The following is a 19,022-nucleotide window of genomic DNA, read 5'->3' as shown; positions in this document are numbered from 1 at the left end:
TCGTGACTGTCGTGACTGGTTTTAGTTAGTACGGTGCGGACTAGTAGGGAGCCACGGGCCGCACTTCGACGTGACCGCCGGGCGCGGAGCCGGGGCTCTTGCGCGCCCACTCGATCGCGTCGTCGAGGCTCGGCACTTCGATGATGTAGGTACCGCCAACGAACTCCTGTACTTCGGCGAAGGGGCGGTTCGAGACGATGCGCTCACCGTCCGTGTTGCTCCCTACCCGAACAGACTGTTCGGGATCCTCCAGCGCGAACGAACTAACCACCACACCAGCGGCGGTGATCTCTTGGTCGAAGGCGAAGAACTCTTCGAGGTCGGCGCCGCCGTCTTCGCCGCAGTCTGGATCGTCGATGTGGCCCATGAGCAGTAGTGTGTACTTCATGATTACTCCTTCGTTCAACGTCGAACAGGGTGGTCCGGCATCATGATGACGTACGGGAGTGACGGAGATCGACAGGTTGACGCAAAGAATCTTCCAACCGACCAAATCGGCAACCGGGGAATAACTTGCACCTACAAGTAGTTCTTCTCCTGCATGCCCTCTAGAACTGCTATCGACCAACGCAACCGAATCCGCGCGGTATGGATTGCTTCGGCAATCGCGATCATCCTCGCTATCGCGGGAATCTGGTGGGGAGTCTCGGCTTCCTCAGCGAAAACCGGCTCGACCGAGTCGATGCTTCCCGAAGACACGAGCATGGGGGTCGTTGAACTCATCACCGATGACCTCGAGCCGATGCGCGCCTACTACGTGGACGCCGTCGGGCTCGAGGTCATCTCCGAGGATGCCGAGCAGATCTCCCTCGGACACAACGGCGAGCAGGTGTTGAGTATCCGCGTCGAGGACCGGCCGCAAGACTCCTACGCGAACGCTGGCCTGTACCACTCGGCAATTCTTTACCCCGATGAGCAGGCGCTGGCACAGGTGATCGCGAATATTGCGACGGTCGCACCCCAGAGCTTCGGCGGCAGCGCGGACCACGCCGTGAGCCTCGCGTTCTACTTCGCCGACCCGGACGGCAACGGTCTCGAGCTTTACGTCGACACTCCTCCCGAGACGTGGGTGTGGGAGGACGGTCTGGAGAAGATGGGCTCGGCACCGCTCGACCCGAACCTGTTCATCGAGCAGCATCTGGGAACGGCACCGTCGAGTGAACAGGTCACGATGGGCCACGTGCACCTGCGCGTCGGCAACCTGCAGGATGCTCGCGCGTTCTACGCAGACACGCTCGGCTTCGCAGTGACCGCAGAGGCGGACGGTGCCCTCTTCTATGCCGCGGGCGGTTACCACCATCACGTCGCGACCAACACCTGGATGAGCCAGGGAGCCGACGAACGTCCTGAGTCGCAGGGACTCGGCAGCATCACAGTGAACCTCGGCAGTCCCGAGGCACTCGCCGAGGTTGCCGACCGACTCACCGCAGCCGAGATTGCGTTCGAGCAAGGCGACGGCATCATCACAGTCAACGACCCCTGGGGCAATACGGTCATGCTGCTTGCATAGGGCCACCCGCGCGCCCATGCTCCGCCGGATATGCTGAGCGCTGCTGTCCCGCGACCCGAAACGGATTCTGTTAGGTGCCACCACGCTCTCCCCTCCCGCAACGCGGAGGACTCGACGCTGCCTGGGTACGCACACCTGACCGAGACGGAGCGCAGCCAGCACCTTGGCCAACCATGGGCGCGTGGTTGCGCGACAAGCTACCCACCGAAGCTAAACCGGCAGAAATGCTCGCCAGCGAGCGATTCGTGTACTCCGATGCGACGCCGGTACACGACACTGACCTGTACCGCCCAAACACGTTCATGTGGTTCTACCGCGATCTCCGCGAGGAACCCGCCGTGCCGGGTGAGATCAGCGTCGTGCACCGCGACGCGCGCATCGTCGTGATCGACAAGCCCCCGTTCCTCGCGACAACGCCCAGAGGTCGTCACGTCGCGCAGACTGTTCTCGTGCGGATGCGCGACCGATTAGGCCTTCCGGAGCTGTCCCCCGCGCACCGGCTTGACCGGGTCACCTCGGGATTGCTCGTGTTGACGACCGAGCAGAAATGGCGCGGTGCGTACCAGGCCCTATTTCAAGAGCAGCTCGTCGAAAAGGTCTATCGGGCCGTCGCACCGTTGGATCCCGCGCTCGAGCTACCCGCCTTCGTGGAAAACCGAATCGAGAAGACTAGGGGCGTCTTGCAAGCGGCGATCGTCCCTGGCGAACCTAATGCCCGTACCCGCATCGAGCTCGAAACACCGCTCGATAATCAGCGGGCCATCTACCGCCTCTCCCCCGCCACGGGTAAAACACACCAGCTACGGATACATCTCAACTCGCTTGGCATCCCGATCGAAAACGACCCGCTCTATCCGGTCGTTTGCGACGACGACCCCGAAGATTTCGCGAACCCCCTCCAACTCCTTGCGGCAGAGCTCTCGTTCGCTGATCCCGTCGACGGTACGCCACGCCAATTCTTCAGCAAGCGATCGCTTCCACTCACGCTTTGATCGAGTGATCATGCCTTAGGAGTATCGAGCCTTCGCAGATTCACCACTGCCTTTGTTCGGAAGGGCGATTGTGGGTGCGCGCGAGCATTGCAGCCTGCGTCCGCGTCGACGCACCCAATTTCTGCATGATGCGCGAGACGTGAGTCTTCGCTGTCGCGGGCGAGATCGTAAGGCGACCTGCGATTTGCTTGTTGGTGAGGCCTTCCGCGATGAGTTCCAGCACCTCTTGTTCACGTTCCGTGAGCTCGGGAAGGCCACCGCTCGCCTTCGCAGAGGAGATCGACTTGCCGGTGACCTGCGCGATGACCTGCTGCGTGACTGACGGTGTCAGGTACGCCTGGCCATTTGCGACCGCGCGGACCGCGTCGATCATCTGATTCGGCTCCGCGGTCTTTGCCAAAAAGCCGGATGCGCCCGCATCAAGCGCAGCGCTGATGTTCTCGGGAATCTCGTAGGCAGTGAGGATCAGTACGCGGGAACGCAGCGTGCTCGTGATCTCGCGGCAGATGTCGATGCCATTGCCGTCCGGCAGCTGCACGTCAAGAATGACGACGTCGGGCCTGTGGCTAGTCACCTGCTCGATTGCTTCCCGGACGGACCCGGCCTCGCCGACAATGACGATCTCAGGATCCGCGGCAAGAATTGCGGCGACCCCGGCGCGGACGGCCGAATGATCGTCGACGATAACGACGCTAGGCATGTCGCTCAACTCCTTGCGTGGTTAGCGGTAGCAACGCGCGCACGGTCCACGTCGCGTTCTCGCGGTCAATCTCGAGATCGCCGCCTGAGAGGCGGACTCTCTCCGAGAGCCCAAGCAAACCGTATCCCGATGACGCAGCCCGGTCATGCTGCTCGGCATAGGGGTTCGTGACGGTGATGCTGGCCTGCTCATCCCCCACGCGCACGTCGACGGTGACCGGTGAACCCGGCGCATGCTTGGTTGCGTTCAACAGTGCTTCTCGCACCACGTTGAACGCGGCCACCGACGCAAGCGGGTCGAGCCGCACGATGTCTAGGTCATCACCCGCGAGCGTGACCGGGACTCCCGCTGCGCGTGTGAGTTCAATGAGTTCCGCCACTGCAGACCAGTTCTGCGACAGTGCGCTCGGAGTGGCTGTGTCCGACCGCAGCACATCGATCATCTTCCGCATGTCGGCCATCGCCGCCAAGCTGAGACCACGAACACGCGACAGGCGCTCGGTCAGGTCCCGTGCATCCAGTGGATCGGGCGAGGCCGTGGCCGCCGCCGACTGCATCGCGATCGCCGACAGGTGACCCGAAATCGTGTCATGGAGCTCGCGACTGATCTGCATCCGCTCCGTCGCGAGCGCCTCGCGCTGCTTCGCTTCCGCGGCCTCGGCGATGAGCGCCGCTCGCTCACGCTCACGCTCAGCTTCAATGGTGGGAGTGCGCACGGTGATTCCCCACCAGAGCGTCACCGCAGCAGCCAACAGCAACACGTTCATCTGCATGAGCGGCACTGGCAACACGCTCTCCAACAACATGCCAAGCCCTGCGAGCGCGAGACACACTGAAGCAATGATCGACAGGATCCGTTGGCTTCGTGCCGACGACCGCAACAGCACCAGGTTATAGAGGGCGTCACATTCGATCAGAATCGTGCCTACCGAGGTCGTACCGGTCAGCGCGACCTCTGCCACCATCACGCCAATGCCAAGGATCGCAACTGAGGCGGGCCAGCGCATCCGGAAGAGGTGCACCCCGCCCATCACAATGACCGCAAGGATTCCACCGGCTAACACGCGCGTGCTCGATGCCGGGAACCATTCAATACCGACCCGCGGCACGAGGCATAAGCCGATCGCGACGATCACGTAGGCGACGGTGATCCAGACGACGCGTGAGGTCAATCGAGCTGGACTCATCAAGTTGGCGCCACCACCGTTCAAGGGAATCAAGGATCAAACGTCTGCTCGCCAATCTATCGCAGGGGTTCCCAGGGCTCGACCCGCAAATGGTGTAGGCCACATGGCCGATGTCGATACGTTGCAGATGCGTGTGTTTGGGCGATGTGGATGAGGTTGCCGACCTGAGACGTTTGAGGCATGGATACAGGAACGTTTGTTGTTGGGGCGATCGTTGCCGCGGAGATCGGCTTCTGGGTACTACTCTTTGTCGGGCTGGCAGCCCGCTACCTGCTCAAGCTGCGGCGACTCAGCAACGTATTGCTCGTGTGTGTTCCATTGATTGACCTCGTGCTGATCGGTCTCGTCGCGTTCGACCTCTCGCGGGGTACGGAACCGACGGGGGTTCACGGGTTCGCGGCGCTCTACTTGGGTTTCAGCGTTGGCTTCGGGCACCGACTCATCAGCAGCGTCGATGCTTGGTTCGCGCACCGCTTCGCGGGTGGGCCGAAGCCACCAAGAGTGCCGAAGTCCGGGCCTAAGCGCATCAGGTACGAGTGGCGCGAGTGGCTGCGGATACTCGTCGCGTGGGCGATCGCGGTGGCCGCGCTCATACTCATGAAAGCGTTCTCGGGCTGGTGGGTGCCTGAGTCAATGGAAGAACTCTGGAACGATCCGCTGTGGGCGTGGGTAGGCCGCGTCACCCTGGTGAATGTCATTTGGCTCTTGACCGGGCCCGTGTATTCGATGCTGTTTCAGTTCGCCCCGAACGAGGATGCTCGAGCCGAGACGAGGCAGGAACGGGAGCTCGCGTAAAGCGTTCGGTTGATTACTAGCCCGAGGTGCATCTCAGAAGAATCGACCCTGGCCGCGGTATTTACCAGTTCTTCGAGACCTCGGCTCTTGCAATACAAAGCTCGGGTTGAATCTCCGCATCTCGACTGAGGTCTTGTTGAGTTGTTCGTACCTTCGAGCTTCAGCGGTGTGGAGGAATTGCTGCCACACAATTCGCACACCAGCTTTTTCATCGCCCGTAGGTTCTCTTTCTTTCAAACGCATTCACCACGAAGCTGGCCCTCGGCAAGAGATATCTTGCCAAGGGCCAGCTTCAGCCAAGGATGCTGTGGCTTAGTCGGTGCCAGCCTCGAACGCTGCGAGGTTGGAGACTGCGTTCAGGTCCTCGAGGTCCTGCTCGCCACCGGCAACGATTGCCTGCGCGCCGCCCTCTTCCATCTTGCCCACGAGCGCTGCGGTTTCGCCCGCAACGATGCCTTGGGCTGCGTACTGCTCGAGACGCGAACGTGAGTCCGCGATGTCGAGGTTGCGCATGGTGAGCTGGCCGATACGCTCGTCGGGGCCGAAGGCGGCATCGCCAACGCGCTCCATCGAAAGCTTCTCGGGGTGGTACGAGAGGTTCGGGCCCTCGGTGTTCATGATCGAGTAGTCGTCACCGCGGCGCAGGCGCAGCGTCACCGAACCGGTCACGGCCGACGCAACCCAGCGCACGATTGCCTCGCGCTGCATGAGCGACTGCGGGTCGAGCCAGCGGCCTTCGTACATGAGGCGACCGAGCTTGCGCCCCTCGTTGTGGTAGGTCGCCACCGTGTCTTCGTTGTGAATCGCGTTGACGAGGCGCTCGTAGGCGGCGTGCAGCAGGGCCATGCCCGGAGCTTCGTAGATACCGCGCGACTTCGCTTCGATAATGCGGTTTTCAATTTGGTCCGAAATACCGAGGCCGTGGCGGCCACCGATGATGTTCGCTTCACGTACCAGCGCAACGGTGTCGGTGTACTCGACGCCGTTGATCGCAACCGGGTGCCCGGCTTCGAAAGTGACCGTGACGTCTTCGGTCTTGATGTCGATCGACTCGTCCCACGGGGCAACGCCCATGATCGGCTCGACGATGGTGACACCGTTGTTGAGGAATTCGAGGTCCTTCGCTTCGTGCGTGGCACCCCAGATGTTCGCGTCAGTCGAGTAGGCCTTCTCGGTCGAGTCACGGTACGGGTAACCGCGCTCCACGAGCCATTCAGACATCTCCTTGCGGCCACCGAGCTCTTCCACGAACTGTGCATCCAACCAAGGCTTGTAGATGCGCAGGTTCGGGTTCGCCATCAGGCCGTAGCGGTAGAAACGCTCAATATCGTTGCCCTTATAGGTCGACCCGTCGCCCCAAATGTCGACGCCGTCTTCCTTCATGGCACGCACGAGCATGGTGCCGGTAACGGCACGACCGATCGGGGTGGTGTTGAAGTAGGTCTTACCGCCGGAACGGATGTGGAAAGCGCCGGTCTGCAGCGCGACAATCCCTTCCTGCACGAGCAGTTCCTGCACGTCAATAAGGCGTGCGATTTCGGCGCCATATTCCTTGGCGCGACCGGGAACGGCATCGATGTCTGGCTCATCGGGCTGACCGATGTTCGCCGTGTAGGTGCATGGAATCGCGCCCTTTTCGCGCATCCATGCGACGGCGACCGAGGTGTCGAGGCCACCGGAGAAGGCAATGCCGACGCGCTCGCCGACGGGAAGATTAGAAAGAACCTTGGACATAGGGGTAAGCCTATCGCGAGCGGGCGACTCAAATTGCCGGTTTTAGGCTCCTAACCATCGCATTTCGCCTTCCTGCGGAATTCGAAGGCATCCGAGTAGCGTGGCTTCCATGTCCGATGAGACCACGAGCCTGCTGCAAGCCCTGATCCGCAATGCCGCGGTGAACCACGGCACCCCGGATTCCGGCAATGAGATCCTCAACGTCCGCACTCTGGAAGCGTATTTTGGCGAGGCACTCGAGTCCCCGCGGGTGACCACCGACGTGGTCGAACCGCATCCCGGCCGCGCCTCGCTGATTGTTCGGGTCGCCGGGCGGGATGCATCGGCTCGCTCGATCCTCTTACTTGGCCATATCGACGTGGTCCCGGTTGAGAAGGCCGGTTGGATGCACGGGCCATTTAGCGGCGAAATTGTCGATGGCGAGGTCTGGGGTCGCGGCGCGGTGGATATGCTCACGCTCACCGCGGCGATGGCGGTCATCACCAAGCGCGCCATCGAATCGGAACAGCCACCCCTCGGTGACCTCATCTTCGCGGCTGTTGCCGATGAGGAAGCTGGCGGTGACTTTGGCACCGGCTGGATCGTCGAGCATCACCCCGAGCTCCTGCGTGCCGATGATGTCCTCACCGAGCAGGGCGGCGTGCTCCTCGACCCGTCCCGCGCCGACTCGGGGATCACCATCGGTATTGGTGAGAAAGGTCGTGCGCCCCGCCGCATCCATGTCACCGGGGTACCCGCCCACGCTGCCGTGCCGTGGGGTTCCCGCAGTGCCGCGGAAGCCGCATCCGAGATTGTGCTGGCGCTCCTGCGCAACCCGGCACCGCCGATGGTGCTCCCCTACTGGCCGGAGTTTGTCTCAGCCCTGCATCTGGATTCGGACACCGCCGAGGCACTCGTCGATCCGGAACGATTGGATGCGGTGCTTCCGGAACTCGGGTCGCTCGCGGGGCTCGGCCACGCACTCACGCACATGACGGTGTCACCCAATGTGGTTCGCGCGGGAGAAAAGCTGAACGTGATCCCCGGCGAGGCAACCGTTGATCTCGATATTCGGGTGCTGCCGGGGCAAACCGAGGCGGATGTTGATGCCTGGCTGCGGCAGGTGCTCGAACCGTGGCAAGACGTGATCCGGATCAGCGGCTCGGAATTCACGCCCGGCAACACCTCGCCCACCGGCACGGAACTGTATAACCGCATCCTCGAGGTGTTCGCGAGGCACTATCCGGATGCGATCCCCGCGGTTGGAATTGGCCCGGGTGGCAGTGATGGCCGGTTCCTGCGGGCCCTCGGGGCGAATGTGTATGGTTTTGGGCTCATCTCGAAACGCTTACCGCTCGTGGAGTTTCGGAACAGGCTGCATGCACACAATGAACGCATCGACCTGGAATCGATTGATCTGACCACGCGAGCACTCGCCGAGGTCGTGCTCGGTGACGCAGGGCATGCTCGCTAGTTCCGGCTGCCGAAAACCTGCTCCGCGGGGATGCTGCTGTCTTGCCAGGGCGTGAGCGCCCAGACCACGAGATACATGCCGAGGCCGAAGACCGGCAGCAGAAAGGACAACAGCACAAGGAGCCGGACCAGCCAGACGTTGAGGCCGGTCGTGGTCGCGAGTCCACCGGCGATACCGCCGAGAAGGCGGCTCGGGCCGCGGCGGAAGCGACTCTTTCGGATTCCATCAAAGATATTGCTCATGGCCCCGACGATACGCACCGACTCCGAGGATCACCGTGGAGCTGACCCGCAATTTCCTTCCGGAAAACCCGGTCTTGGTGGGTCGCGTGGCAGCGCTGAACGCTTAAGCGTGGTGGGGCCCGACATAGCTTCCTAGGCCGGGCCCCACCGCCAAGGACTCACGAGCTTCGTGGAGTCTTGGCTAGCACTGCATTAGTCACTCATCGGTTGCAGTGATTCGATTTCGTTTGGTGACGAGATACGCACCGGCCGCAACGAGTGCTGCGGCGAGCAGCACTCCGCCGGTAATCGAAGCACCGGTCTGTGCCAGGCCGTTGTCGACCTTGTTCCCTGCATCGGTCGAGTCACCTCCCGTACCGCCGGTCTGTGTGGGCGCGGTCGTGTCACCCGGTTCGGTTGGTGTGACGGTCTCAGTTGGCCCGGACGTCTCCGTAGGTGCCGGGGTGTCCGTCGGCTCTTCTGTGTCCGTCGGCGGGATTACTGCCGCTTCAAGAGCGATGCTCACTGCGGTGTCGCCCGAGATCTGCTCGTCAAGCGAACCGCCGCGAGTGCCATCCTCCGCGAGTGCCGCGAAGTCACACTCCACATGCGGGGCGAGCGTCGCGATCGATCCGGACTCATCCGTTTCACCAACCTCGCGCCAGCCGTCATCCTCACCACACTGCATGGCGACGGGCACACCGGCGGCCGCCGAACCGTCTTCGGCCAGCACCGACACGGTCACCTCGTTCAGCGAGGCCAGGAAGACCGAACCGCCAATGTACTGCGCGGCAATACCGAGGCGCTCTTCCGAGATGTTGTCGATGGTGTCCGAAGGTCGGTGATAGGTCGGTTCGAGCACGATGGAGGTGTCCTCCGACCAGAACATCCAGCTGAACACCGCGGCATTAATGCCAACATCGTGGAAAGACTGGTGGTCGCTGCGACCGACATAGCCGCGGTTGAGCTCACCTTCACCCTGGTGCTGCGTCACTTCGCTCGCGAAGTTCAGCACGTCGTTGTCGGCGTTGTCCGGGTTCACCGACAGGCCCCAGAACCCGGTGGGCTGCTCTTCGGTCCCTAAGTATGAGGTCCCGGCCATGTCCATATTCCAGGCACCGATCGTACGGTCGATCTCATCCTGTGTGAGCTGGTTCGCGTGGTACGCCGAACCAATAATGCCGCGTTCTTCGGCACCCCAGGCACCGATTCGGATTTCCACATCCCAGTCATAGAGCGCCAGGATGCGAGCCGACTCGAGCATGATTGCAACGCCGGAGGCATTGTCGCTCGCGCCGGGGCTACCAACGACCGAGTCAATGTGCGAGCCGATGTACACGATCGGCGCGGTGCCCTCGCTGTCACCGACAGCGGGGAGGACGCCGATCACGTTCGAGCTCTCGGTGGTGCTCTGGTCGGTCACGATACTCAGCGAGAGTGCCTCGGTTTCAAGGAGTGCCCGGATGCGTTCCCCCTGAATCGTCCCCACCGAGGTCACGATCGTGCCCTGCACCGATTCGGGTACCGAACCGGGGTTCGGAATCGCGCCGTTCGGTGTGGTTTGGGTCTGGATGATGCCGGCAGGATTTTGTGCGGCGATATCGCTGAGCAGTGCGTTGCGGTTCGTGGCATTTTGCATCCAGTTCACGAGCACAAATTTGCCTGCGATATCGGCAGCGGCAAGATCGCTCCCGTCGTCAATGTCGATGACCTCACCAGACACCGGGGCATCCGGGCCGGTAAACAGCGCATTGGCTGCCGGACGGAACTGCCAACTGCCGGTTCCTTCGACGTCATCGCGGCTCGGCGTGACATCGGCGAAGTCCGATACCGGAGTGGCGAATGTTTCGATCTCGGTTTCGTAGCCATACGAGTCGAGGAGCGACTGGACGTAGGCGATGCCCGCATCCTCTGCCTCGGTTCCGGCGACTCGCGGGCCGATATCTACCGAGAGATGCTCGACGTGACCGAACACATCGGCGGCCACCGGTTGGCTCAGATACTCATCGAGGTAGCCGGGGATGTAGGTGCCCGATTCAATGGCCTCGATGCCACCTTCGGGCGCTGGTGCCGCGTTCGCGATGCCGGTCGATATTACTAGCGGCACTACCGCTGCGGCTGCGCTCAAGCCCAGCAATGTTCTGCGCTTTATTCTCGTTCTCGGGTGAATGGTTTGCTGTCGGTTCACTAACGATGTCCTCTCTGACAACAGTGCACGACCCTTTTCAGTACGCAGATCCTTCGCCGCGGGTGGTCACCGCCATCCGTCGTTGGATTGCGGTTGTCGATCGGCCCGAGGCACTCGCCACCGAAAAAGGTATTTGTTCAGAGCGCCCGCTATCGGGCAACTCCTTGTCGAGGGTATCGCATTCCCAACACTTGTGATTTTTCGTGTTTCCGCCGTCAGCGGCAACTTTCCCGGCTGACAGTGGAACAGAACGGAATCGATCATCTAGGATGATTGATCGTGACACGGGGTGCCGCAATCAGCGGCTGAGATCACACCCGTCGAACCTGATCCAGTTAGTACTGGCGAAGGGAATGTCTTGATGACTGATGTGCAATCGAAGCGCCGTCCGCAGGTGCTGCCCACCGTGCACCCTCGAACGGCGCCATCCGCAATCGCGACCGCAACGCCGCGTAACCGCCATTCCGGTCGCGAGCTCAGCGGTGTGTTCCGGACGTTCCTTCGCATGCTCCGACCTTGGCTGTCGGTCCTCGTGGTGCTCGCCATTTGGCAGTTCGCGGACGTCCTCGGATGGCTCAACGAACGGGTATTGCCGGGGCCGGGCGCGATCTGGTCGGCGTTCTTCGACCTCGCAGTCGGTGGGCAACTGGGCCAGGCGATTCTCGCTTCGCTCCCCCGGGTGCTCATTGGCATGACGGTCGGGATATTGAGCGGGACTCTGCTCGGGCTGGTCTCGGGTTTCTGGCGACTCGGCGAAGATCTCGTCGACAAACCGATGCAGATGGTCCGCGCTATCCCGTTCACGGCACTCGTGCCACTATTCATTCTCTGGTTCGGCATCGATGAGGCGCCGAAGATTGCCTTGGTCATCGTAGGCACCGCAGTACCGCTCTACATCAACACCTCCTCGGGCATAAAAAGCGTCGACCGACGGCTACTTGAACTCGCCCAGTTGTACCGACTGTCGAGCTTCCAAACCGCGCTGCAAGTGCTCATCCCCGCCGCACTGCCGCAAATCCTTGCCGGGCTGCGGCACGGACTCGGCCTCGCCTGGGTCGCACTCATCGTCGCGGAAACCATCGGCGCGAATGCCGGCGTCGGCTTCCTCCTCACCACGGCCCGTCAGTACGGCCAAACGGATGTGGTGATTGTTTGCATCCTCCTCTATGCGGCGCTCGGTGTGCTCACCGACCTCATCGTGCGCGGTCTCGAAACCTATCTCTTGCGCTGGCGACCGAACGCGCAACGCAGCTAACGCGACCGCTGCATCCTCACCTCCACCCTCCACTGGAAGGAATAACAACCATGACCAAAAGCCAGCCACGATTGCGGCGCTCCCTCGGCGGCGCGCTCCTCACCGGCCTCGCGCTGCTCGCTTCCGGATGCGCTGCTTCCGACGCAGCCTCGGGCGAGAGTTCCGGCGCTGATGTCACCACAGTCAGTATTGGCCCGACCAATAGTTACCAGTCACTGTCGGTGGCGCAGACCACCGGACTGCTCGAGGATGTCCTTGCCGAGCGGGATGCTCAGGTCGAGTGGAAGGGGCCCTTCCCAGCATTTGCACCGGCACTCGAGGCGGCAAACGCCGGCGACATTGAGGTCGGTACCGGTGGCCTCACGAACTACATCACGGCCATCACGAGCGGCACCCCCGTCGTGGTGATCGGGATTGAGGACATTTCCGCCTCGGTCGGCATCGTCGCAACCAAGGAATCCGCGGTCACTGAAGTTGCGGACCTGCGCGGCAAGAAGGTCGCGGTGAACAAGGGCGGCACCGGCGAATACCTCCTGTTGCGGGCGCTCGAGCAATCCGAGATTGCGCCTTCGGAAGTCGAATTCGTATACCTCGCGCCCGAGGATGCCGCTTCCGCCTTCAATAGCGGCAGCGTCGATGCCTGGGCAACCTGGGACCAGTATTTCGCGAGCGCGCAGCTGGTGCCGGGAGCGACCGTGGTGGTCACCGGAACCGATATCGACAACCTGAACTGGACCTTCCAGTGGGTCACCCAGGAGTTCGCCGAAGCGCATCCGGAGCTTGTGCAGACGATCACCGCCACGCTTGCGGAATCCAGCCAGGCTGCCGCCACAGACCCTGAGATCATCGCCGAGCTCTACCGGACCAATGGTGCCTCCGAGGAGGTCATCGATCTGATCCTCAGCTGGCCGCCCTACACCTTCTACCCGATCGGTGACGCCGAGATCGCGATGCTCGAGCAGCATGCCGCCGACCTCGCCGACTACGGTCTGATCGATCAGGCGCCCGACCTTAACGGCACGTACTTCAAGTTCGAGGAATAACCGTTGCGGGACGACTCTCGGCCGGAAAACCTCACTACCCGAATCCGAGCGCACGCACTCACCCGCAGGTTCGCGGATCGTGCGGTGCTTGACGCCTTGGATTTCGCGGCGGATGCAGGAGAGTTCATCGTGCTGCTCGGACGCAGCGGCACCGGGAAATCCACGCTGCTGCGGCTCATCGGCGGCTTAGACGAACCCAGCTCGGGCGAACTGACCGTGCAGGGAGAGCTCGCCATGGCGTTTCAGGATGCGCGGCTACTGCCCTGGCAGAAGGTCTGGCAAAACGTCACCTTCGGCCTGAAACTCCCACGTCGAGCCGCCCGCGAGCGCGCACGGGAAATGCTGCAGGAAGTCGGGCTCGCCGAGAAAATGGATGCCTGGCCACTCACCCTGTCGGGTGGCGAGGCCCAGCGGGTTTCCCTGGCCCGGGCCCTCGCACGCAACCCCGGTATTCTGCTGCTCGACGAACCCTTTGGTGCGCTGGATGCGCTGACTCGGTTGACCATGCAGGAGCTCGTGGTGAACCTTTGGCAGCGACACCGGCCGACCGCGGTCATGGTGACCCACGATGTTGCCGAGGCCGTCCAGCTTGGCCAGCGCATCCTCGTGCTCGATTCGGGACGAATCATCGTGGACACCACCATCGACGCACCCTATCCGCGCTCCGCCAAGGACCCTGCGCTCCTCGATCTTCGCGACCAACTCTTGACCACGTTGGGGGTGAACACCGAGTCACTCACAAGCTAAAGCCGTAGTAGTTCCAACCACAAATAAACCCATATGACACGGGGTGCCGCGAGCCGCGGCTGAGACCACACCCGTCGAACCTGATCCAGTTCGTACTGGCGAAGGGAATGTCGAGATGACCGATGCACGTCATCGCACCGCTCCGCCTTCCTTCGCCACGAAAGAAAGTGAGAGCCCATGTTTTCAACATCAAAGCGCCGCTGGCTACCCGCCGCGGCCGCATTGCTGACCATCACCGCCCTATCGGGATGCGCAAATTCCGCAGCCGAAGGTGCCTCAGATAACGACGACGCCCACACCACGATTCGCTTCGCGCTTGATTGGACGCCCAACACCAATCACACCGGCCTCTACGTCGCGCTCAACAAGGGCTACTTCGAGGAGGCGGGCATCGACGTGGAAATCGTGCCCTTCAACAACAGCAATCCCGAGGTGCTCGTCAATGCCGGCCAGGCAGAGTTCGGCATTAGTTTCCAGGACACCGCGAGCATGTCGATTGCCTCCGGAGCCGACCTGCAATCGGTGCTCGCCGTAGAACAGACCTGGGCGACGGAAGTTGCGGTGCTCGCCGACCGTGATGACATCCAGAGCCCGGCCGATCTCGACGGCATGGTCTTTGGTGGCTTCGACAACCCGGCAGAAACCATCACGATGCAGTCCGTCGTGCAGGCAGCCGGCGGCGAAGGTGAGTTTGAGACCGTCGTGCTCGGAACGAGCGCCTACGAGGCGCTGTATTCCGGAGACGTGGACTTCACCGTCCCCTATGTCGCGTGGGAGGGCATTGAGGCGCAGGAGCGGGGGGTCGAGCTGAAGACCTTCGCGTACACCGACTACGGGTTCCCGGATGCCTATCAGGTCGTGGTTGTCGGCAACGGCAGCTGGCTGGATGCTCACCCCGAGGCAGCTCGCGATTTCGTGCAGGCACTCGCGCACGGCTATGAGGATGCGATCGCCGACCCGGCGGGCGCAGCGCAGATCCTGCAGGAAGAAAACGCTGGGCTCCTCACCGATCTCGACATGCTCGTCGCGAGCCAAACGATGCTCTCGGAGGGGTACATGCTCGATGAACACGGAGAGTTTGGGGTGCAGACGGAAGCGCACTGGAGTGAGCTCGGAGAATTCCTCTTTGAGGCGGGCCTCCTGACCGGCCCCGATGGCGCGCCGCTTACGGAGCAGCCCAATTGGAGCGAGTTCTTCACGAACGAGTACCTGCAGGACTAAGCGTGCGGACTCGTCCCTGGCTCAATCTCTGGGTTCCGGTCGCCTTCCTCACCGCGCTCATCGCGGCGTGGGAGGCGGCCGCGCGCCTCACCGGGGTGCAGCCCCAAGTGCTCCCGGCACCGTCCCTGGTTGCAACCTCGGGTTGGCAACAGCGAGCAACGATCACCGATCACGCCCTGGCCACGCTGGGGGTGACCGCCGTCGGCTTCGGTGTCTCGCTGATCGCCGCCTGGCTGATCGCAATCGCAATCGATTTCTCACCGCTGATGCGTCGCGGGCTGATACCGCTTCTCGTCGCATCCCAAACCATCCCGATCATCGCCATCGCGCCGCTGATGATCATCTGGTTCGGTTTTGGGCTACTGCCCAAGGTGCTGGTGGTTGCCCTCGTGACGTTTTTCCCGATCGCGATCGGGCTCGTGGAAGGCTTTGCGGGCACCGACCGGGAAGCCTCCGCACTGCTGCGAAGCATGGGCGCGGGTCGGGTGCGCGAGTTTGTGCTCGTGCGCCTTCCCTCTGCGCTGCCGTTGTTTTTTACCTCGCTGCGGATCGGCATCACCTACGCGGTGATCGGCGCGATCTTCGCCGAGTACGTGGGCGCGAAAGAAGGGCTCGGGATCTACATGAGCGTGCAAAAGAACGCCTTCCGTACCGATCTCGTGCTGGCCGCGGTCGCGGTGACCGCGGCCGTGAGCATCCTCCTCTACCTCTCCACTTACCTGCTCGAGCGCCTGGTGATCCCCTGGCACGGTAAAGAAAGAAGCGCAGCCCTTGAACGCTAATGTGACGCCGAGACTGGCAGTGAACGGCATCGTTCGCGAATTCCCACGCCGAGGCGGCGAGCCGCTGCGCGTGCTCGACGAGGTGTCGTTTTCAGTTGATCCGGGCGAGTTCGTCTCGATCATAGGTCCGTCTGGATGCGGTAAGAGCACGCTGTTTAACATCCTCGCGGGCCTCGACCAACCCACCTCCGGCAGCGTGAGTTTCGATGGGGAGGATGCACTCGGCCGGCGAGATTTCACGGCGTATATGCCGCAGAAAGATCTCCTCTTCCCGTGGCGGAGTATCCTCGCGAATGCCGCGCTCGGGTTGGAAGTCCAAGGCGTCCCGCGTCGTGAGGCTCGCGAACAGGTGCGGCCGTGGTTCTCCCACTTCGGCTTGGCGGGGTTTGAAGATGCCCTGCCGTTTGAACTCTCGGGCGGGATGCGTCAGCGTGCGGCGCTGTTGCGGACGGTGGTGCAACAGCGCCGCACGCTCCTGCTTGACGAACCCTTCGGGGCGCTGGATGCACTGACCAAGCGAGAGCTGCAAACCTGGCTGCAGGAGGTTTGGGCAGAGCACGACTGGACGGCCCTGCTCATCACCCACGATGTGCGCGAGGCGATACTGCTTTCCGACCGCGTGGTCGTGCTCAGTGAGCGCCCCGCGTCCGTGCGCCGAGTGATCGAGATCGACCTACCGAGGCCACGAGATCTCAACACGCTCGTCGACCCGCAGTTCGCCAGGCTTGAGCGGACCCTGCTGGAGGCCCTTGGCGACCGTTGAGTCTGCCGTCGACCGCCATCGTACGAAGTGGTCGACGGGGCCGCTGCCGTGCCCGATCTCAAGCGCATCCGCAGCCGCTAGTGCCTCACCGAGGTAGGCTTTCGCTTTCCGAATGGTGGTGAGCCAGTCCCCTGCCCGCGGGCTCAGGGCCGCTATGGCGCTTGAGAGCGTGCAGCCGGTGCCGTGCGTATTACGCGTGTTCACGCGCGGTGAGCTGAGGAGCGTCACGTCACCGAGATCATCCACGAAGACATCGGTGGCACGGCCGTCTGCGGTCTCCATGTGACCACCCTTGGCAAGTACGCGGCTGACGCCGTGTTCAAACAGCTCCAACGCTTGGTCGATCAGCTCATCGAGGCAGCGGGCCGGGTTCGTGTCGAGAAGCACCGCGGTTTCATAGCGGTTTGGCGTAATCAGATCCACCCGAGTGCAAAGATCACGGACCGCGACGATCGCCGATTCTTCCAGAAGTCGATCACCGGAGGTCGCAACCATCACCGGGTCGAGAATGAGGTTCGGCACTTTCGACGCGTATTCGCTCACTACTCGTGTGAGCTCGGCGCTCCCCAACATGCCGATTTTGGCGGCTTTCGGCTGGATGTCCTCCAGCAGCGTGTCGAACTGCTCCCGCACGAACGACACCGGTACCGGGTGAATGGCCGTGACGCCGCGGGTGGACTGCGCGGTCAGCGCGGTGATGATGGTCATCCCGTACGCGCCGAGCGCCGAAAAGGTCTTGAGGTCAGCTTGGATTCCCGCGCCGCCGCTCGGATCGGATCCGGCGATTGACAGCACCTCGGGTGCTACACCGGTCACGAGACACGCTCCGACAGTGCGGATGCCAACGTCGGTTCAGGGGCCGGGGCCGGTGCCGGTGCCGGATGCGCAGCCCAGCGTTCCGCGAGCGCCCGTGCGGCAGCTTCTGGGTCGGTTGCGGAACAGATTGCGGAGACGACGGCGGCTCCCGCGAATCCAGCAGCTTTGAGCGCCTCAAGGTCGGCTGCGCGAAGCCCGCCGATCGCGACGGCCGGGACCGGTGCCTCGGTCACGATTCCAGCCGCCCACTCGAGCCCTCGCCCGGTCGGAGCATCCGGTTTCGTGGCGGTGCTGTGCACCGGCCCGATGCCCACGTAGTCGACGGTGCCTGGAGTTATGTTCGCGAGCTGCTGCGGGGTTGCTGCCGAGAGCCCCAAGATGGCGTCCGGGCCGATCACGGCCCGCGTGAGCTCCACAGGAAGATCCGACTGCCCGATGTGCACGCCCGCGACCGCGGCGCCCGCTTCGCGAGCGGTGAGGTAGACGTCCACGCGGTCATTGACGAGCACCGGTACCCGGTCCCCCACGGCTGCAGCCACCTCGAGGGTTTGCTGCAGCAATTCGCGTGCTGAGAGTGTCTTCCCGCGCAGTTGCACGCAGGTTACGCCACCGTCGACGGCCGCACGCACGGTGTCCACCACGGTGCGCCCCTCGGCCGCGCAGAGCCCATCGTCGGTCACCAAATACACCGGCAGAGCATCCACCACTCGCTGTCTCATCGTGCCAGCTCCTCCGTTCGGGTATTCACATAATCCACCGAGATCGACTCGATCTGTTCGGGCCCGACTGCCGAGAGGGCATCGAGGAAGGCAACGGCGAAGCTCCCCGGCCCCTGCGAGCGCGATTCGGCAAGTTCTGCCGCGGCCGAATACGTGGCGTGCGCCGCCACCGTTGCCTCGAAGGGATCGGCCAGCGAACCGCAGAATGCCGCGATTACCGCCCCGAGCGCGCATCCACCACCGGTCACCTTCGTGAGGAGGGCCGATCCCCCGCCAACGGAAGCGCGCCGATCGGGTGCGATAATCACGTCCATCGGTCCTGAAACCGCGACAGTGCTGCCGAAGCGCTCCGCGAGCGATTCTGCTGCGGCCATCGCAGACCCGACCGAGTCGGCGGTATCGACCCCGCGACCGCCAACGCCGAAGCCGGCGAGCGCAATGATTTCCGAGGGGTTCCCGCGAATCACAGTCGGCCGCAGTTCCAGCAACTGGTGGGCGAGCGCGGTGCGATGCTTGAGGCTACCGACCGCCACCGGGTCAAGCACCCAGGGAGTGCCCGCCTCTTGTGCCGCGGTCACCGCTTCGAGGATGGCCGCACGCTGCTCCGGGGTCGGCGTGCCGAGGTTTGTGAGCAGGCCGTCGGCGACGCGGGCGAAGTCCCCGGCTTCCCCCACGATGTCAACCATCGCGGGGGAAGCTCCGAGAGCGAGCGTGACATTTGCGGTAAAGCCGGTGACAACGCTATTGGTGATGCAGTGCGTGAGCGCAGCCCGCTCCCGCACTGCCTGGACGGCAGTACAGATCGTCATTCGACATTCCTTCGCTAGTGCTAACTAGACAGGTTCGACGGGTTTCATCTCAGCAGCCGATTGCGGCGGCACCCCGTGTCAGTGGCCG

19 protein-coding genes and 3 riboswitches are annotated in these 19,022 nt (G+C 62.9%); of the genes, 10 read left to right on the top strand and 9 right to left on the bottom strand.

Annotated features, from left to right (window positions below):
* Positions 1–40 precede the first annotated feature (40 nt).
* Positions 41–388, bottom strand: a complete 348-nt coding sequence (locus F8O05_RS03775; RefSeq protein ID WP_158051435.1) for a YciI family protein — start codon at positions 386–388, stop codon at positions 41–43.
* Between the two features lie 153 nt (positions 389–541).
* Here F8O05_RS03775 and F8O05_RS03770 point away from each other — a divergent pair, with 153 nt between their 5' ends.
* Positions 542–1,510 carry a VOC family protein gene (locus tag F8O05_RS03770; protein WP_158051434.1) on the top strand — a complete coding sequence of 323 codons (969 nt, stop codon included), beginning with the start codon at positions 542–544 and terminating at the stop codon, positions 1,508–1,510.
* A gap of 173 nt (positions 1,511–1,683) precedes the next feature.
* A complete protein-coding gene (locus tag F8O05_RS03765; RefSeq protein ID WP_158051433.1) occupies positions 1,684–2,502 on the top strand; it encodes a pseudouridine synthase in 819 nt (272 codons plus the stop codon).
* Positions 2,503–2,542: 40 nt separating this feature from the next.
* Here F8O05_RS03765 and F8O05_RS03760 read toward each other — a convergent pair whose 3' ends face one another.
* Positions 2,543–3,202 carry a response regulator gene (locus F8O05_RS03760; RefSeq protein ID WP_158051432.1) on the bottom strand — a complete coding sequence of 220 codons (660 nt, stop codon included), beginning with the start codon at positions 3,200–3,202 and terminating at the stop codon, positions 2,543–2,545.
* On the bottom strand, positions 3,195–4,373 hold the full coding sequence (locus F8O05_RS03755) for a sensor histidine kinase (protein WP_192497026.1): 1,179 nt from the start codon (positions 4,371–4,373) through the stop codon (positions 3,195–3,197). Before F8O05_RS03755 ends, F8O05_RS03760 begins: the two co-directional genes overlap by 8 nt.
* A gap of 195 nt (positions 4,374–4,568) precedes the next feature.
* Between F8O05_RS03755 and F8O05_RS03750 the strand changes: the two genes are divergently transcribed.
* Positions 4,569–5,183, top strand: a complete 615-nt coding sequence (locus tag F8O05_RS03750; RefSeq protein ID WP_158051430.1) for a hypothetical protein — start codon at positions 4,569–4,571, stop codon at positions 5,181–5,183.
* Between the two features lie 312 nt (positions 5,184–5,495).
* Here F8O05_RS03750 and argG read toward each other — a convergent pair whose 3' ends face one another.
* The gene (gene argG, locus F8O05_RS03745) at positions 5,496–6,917 is read right to left on the bottom strand and encodes an argininosuccinate synthase (protein WP_158051429.1); all 1,422 of its coding nucleotides are present in this window, start codon (positions 6,915–6,917) and stop codon (positions 5,496–5,498) included.
* A 109-nt stretch (positions 6,918–7,026) separates the two neighbouring features.
* On the opposite strand from argG, the gene F8O05_RS03740 reads away from it, so the two are divergent.
* Positions 7,027–8,370 carry a M20/M25/M40 family metallo-hydrolase gene (locus tag F8O05_RS03740; RefSeq protein ID WP_158051428.1) on the top strand — a complete coding sequence of 448 codons (1,344 nt, stop codon included), beginning with the start codon at positions 7,027–7,029 and terminating at the stop codon, positions 8,368–8,370.
* Here the strand turns inward: F8O05_RS03740 and F8O05_RS03735 are convergent.
* Both F8O05_RS03735 and F8O05_RS03730 read right to left on the bottom strand, forming a co-directional pair.
* Positions 8,367–8,612: a PspC domain-containing protein gene (locus tag F8O05_RS03735; RefSeq protein WP_158051427.1), complete on the bottom strand. Its 246-nt coding sequence runs from the start codon at positions 8,610–8,612 to the stop codon at positions 8,367–8,369. The genes F8O05_RS03740 and F8O05_RS03735 overlap by 4 nt on opposite strands.
* Positions 8,613–8,808: 196 nt before the next feature.
* Positions 8,809–10,719, bottom strand: a complete 1,911-nt coding sequence (locus F8O05_RS03730) for a M28 family peptidase (RefSeq protein WP_158051426.1) — start codon at positions 10,717–10,719, stop codon at positions 8,809–8,811.
* Between the two features lie 335 nt (positions 10,720–11,054).
* Positions 11,055–11,150: riboswitch (TPP riboswitch) on the top strand.
* Between F8O05_RS03730 and F8O05_RS03725 the strand changes: the two genes are divergently transcribed.
* The 6 genes from F8O05_RS03725 to F8O05_RS03700 all read left to right on the top strand — a co-directional run bounded on the left by F8O05_RS03725 (position 11,141) and on the right by F8O05_RS03700 (position 16,590).
* Positions 11,141–12,034: an ABC transporter permease gene (locus F8O05_RS03725; RefSeq protein WP_225735721.1), complete on the top strand. Its 894-nt coding sequence runs from the start codon at positions 11,141–11,143 to the stop codon at positions 12,032–12,034. It overlaps the preceding riboswitch by 10 nt.
* Before the next feature lie 50 nt (positions 12,035–12,084).
* Entirely contained in the window at positions 12,085–13,077 is a 993-nt protein-coding gene (locus F8O05_RS03720; protein WP_158051425.1) for an aliphatic sulfonate ABC transporter substrate-binding protein, read from the top strand.
* 3 nt (positions 13,078–13,080) lie between these two features.
* Complete coding sequence (locus F8O05_RS03715; RefSeq protein ID WP_158051424.1) at positions 13,081–13,824, top strand: ABC transporter ATP-binding protein; 744 nt, start codon at positions 13,081–13,083, stop codon at positions 13,822–13,824.
* Positions 13,825–13,853: 29 nt separating this feature from the next.
* Positions 13,854–13,949, top strand: a riboswitch (TPP riboswitch).
* Between the two features lie 52 nt (positions 13,950–14,001).
* Positions 14,002–15,045, top strand: coding sequence for an ABC transporter substrate-binding protein (locus F8O05_RS03710; protein WP_158051423.1), 1,044 nt, complete (start codon positions 14,002–14,004; stop codon positions 15,043–15,045).
* 2 nt (positions 15,046–15,047) lie between these two features.
* The gene (locus tag F8O05_RS03705; protein WP_158051422.1) at positions 15,048–15,827 is read left to right on the top strand and encodes an ABC transporter permease; all 780 of its coding nucleotides are present in this window, start codon (positions 15,048–15,050) and stop codon (positions 15,825–15,827) included.
* Positions 15,817–16,590 (top strand): ABC transporter ATP-binding protein, encoded by a 774-nt coding sequence (locus tag F8O05_RS03700; RefSeq protein ID WP_158051421.1) that lies wholly within the window; start codon positions 15,817–15,819, stop codon positions 16,588–16,590. The genes F8O05_RS03705 and F8O05_RS03700 overlap by 11 nt, the downstream gene beginning before the upstream one ends.
* On the opposite strand, the gene thiD is transcribed toward F8O05_RS03700, so the two are convergent.
* From thiD to thiM, 3 genes are all read right to left on the bottom strand, one after another.
* Positions 16,501–17,406, bottom strand: a complete 906-nt coding sequence (gene thiD, locus F8O05_RS03695) for a bifunctional hydroxymethylpyrimidine kinase/phosphomethylpyrimidine kinase (protein WP_158051420.1) — start codon at positions 17,404–17,406, stop codon at positions 16,501–16,503. The two genes, F8O05_RS03700 and thiD, sit on opposite strands and share 90 nt — an antisense overlap.
* Positions 17,403–18,125: a thiamine phosphate synthase gene (thiE, locus tag F8O05_RS03690; protein ID WP_158051419.1), complete on the bottom strand. Its 723-nt coding sequence runs from the start codon at positions 18,123–18,125 to the stop codon at positions 17,403–17,405. Before thiE ends, thiD begins: the two co-directional genes overlap by 4 nt.
* Entirely contained in the window at positions 18,122–18,934 is an 813-nt protein-coding gene (gene thiM / locus F8O05_RS03685; protein WP_158051418.1) for a hydroxyethylthiazole kinase, read from the bottom strand. Before thiM ends, thiE begins: the two co-directional genes overlap by 4 nt.
* Positions 18,924–19,020, bottom strand: a riboswitch (TPP riboswitch). Its footprint overlaps the gene before it by 11 nt.
* Positions 19,021–19,022 lie beyond the last annotated feature (2 nt).

This window comes from Gulosibacter chungangensis, from assembly GCF_008831155.1.
Taxonomy (GTDB): domain Bacteria; phylum Actinomycetota; class Actinomycetes; order Actinomycetales; family Microbacteriaceae; genus Gulosibacter; species Gulosibacter chungangensis.
This window is presented reverse-complemented; position numbering and strand designations above follow the sequence as displayed.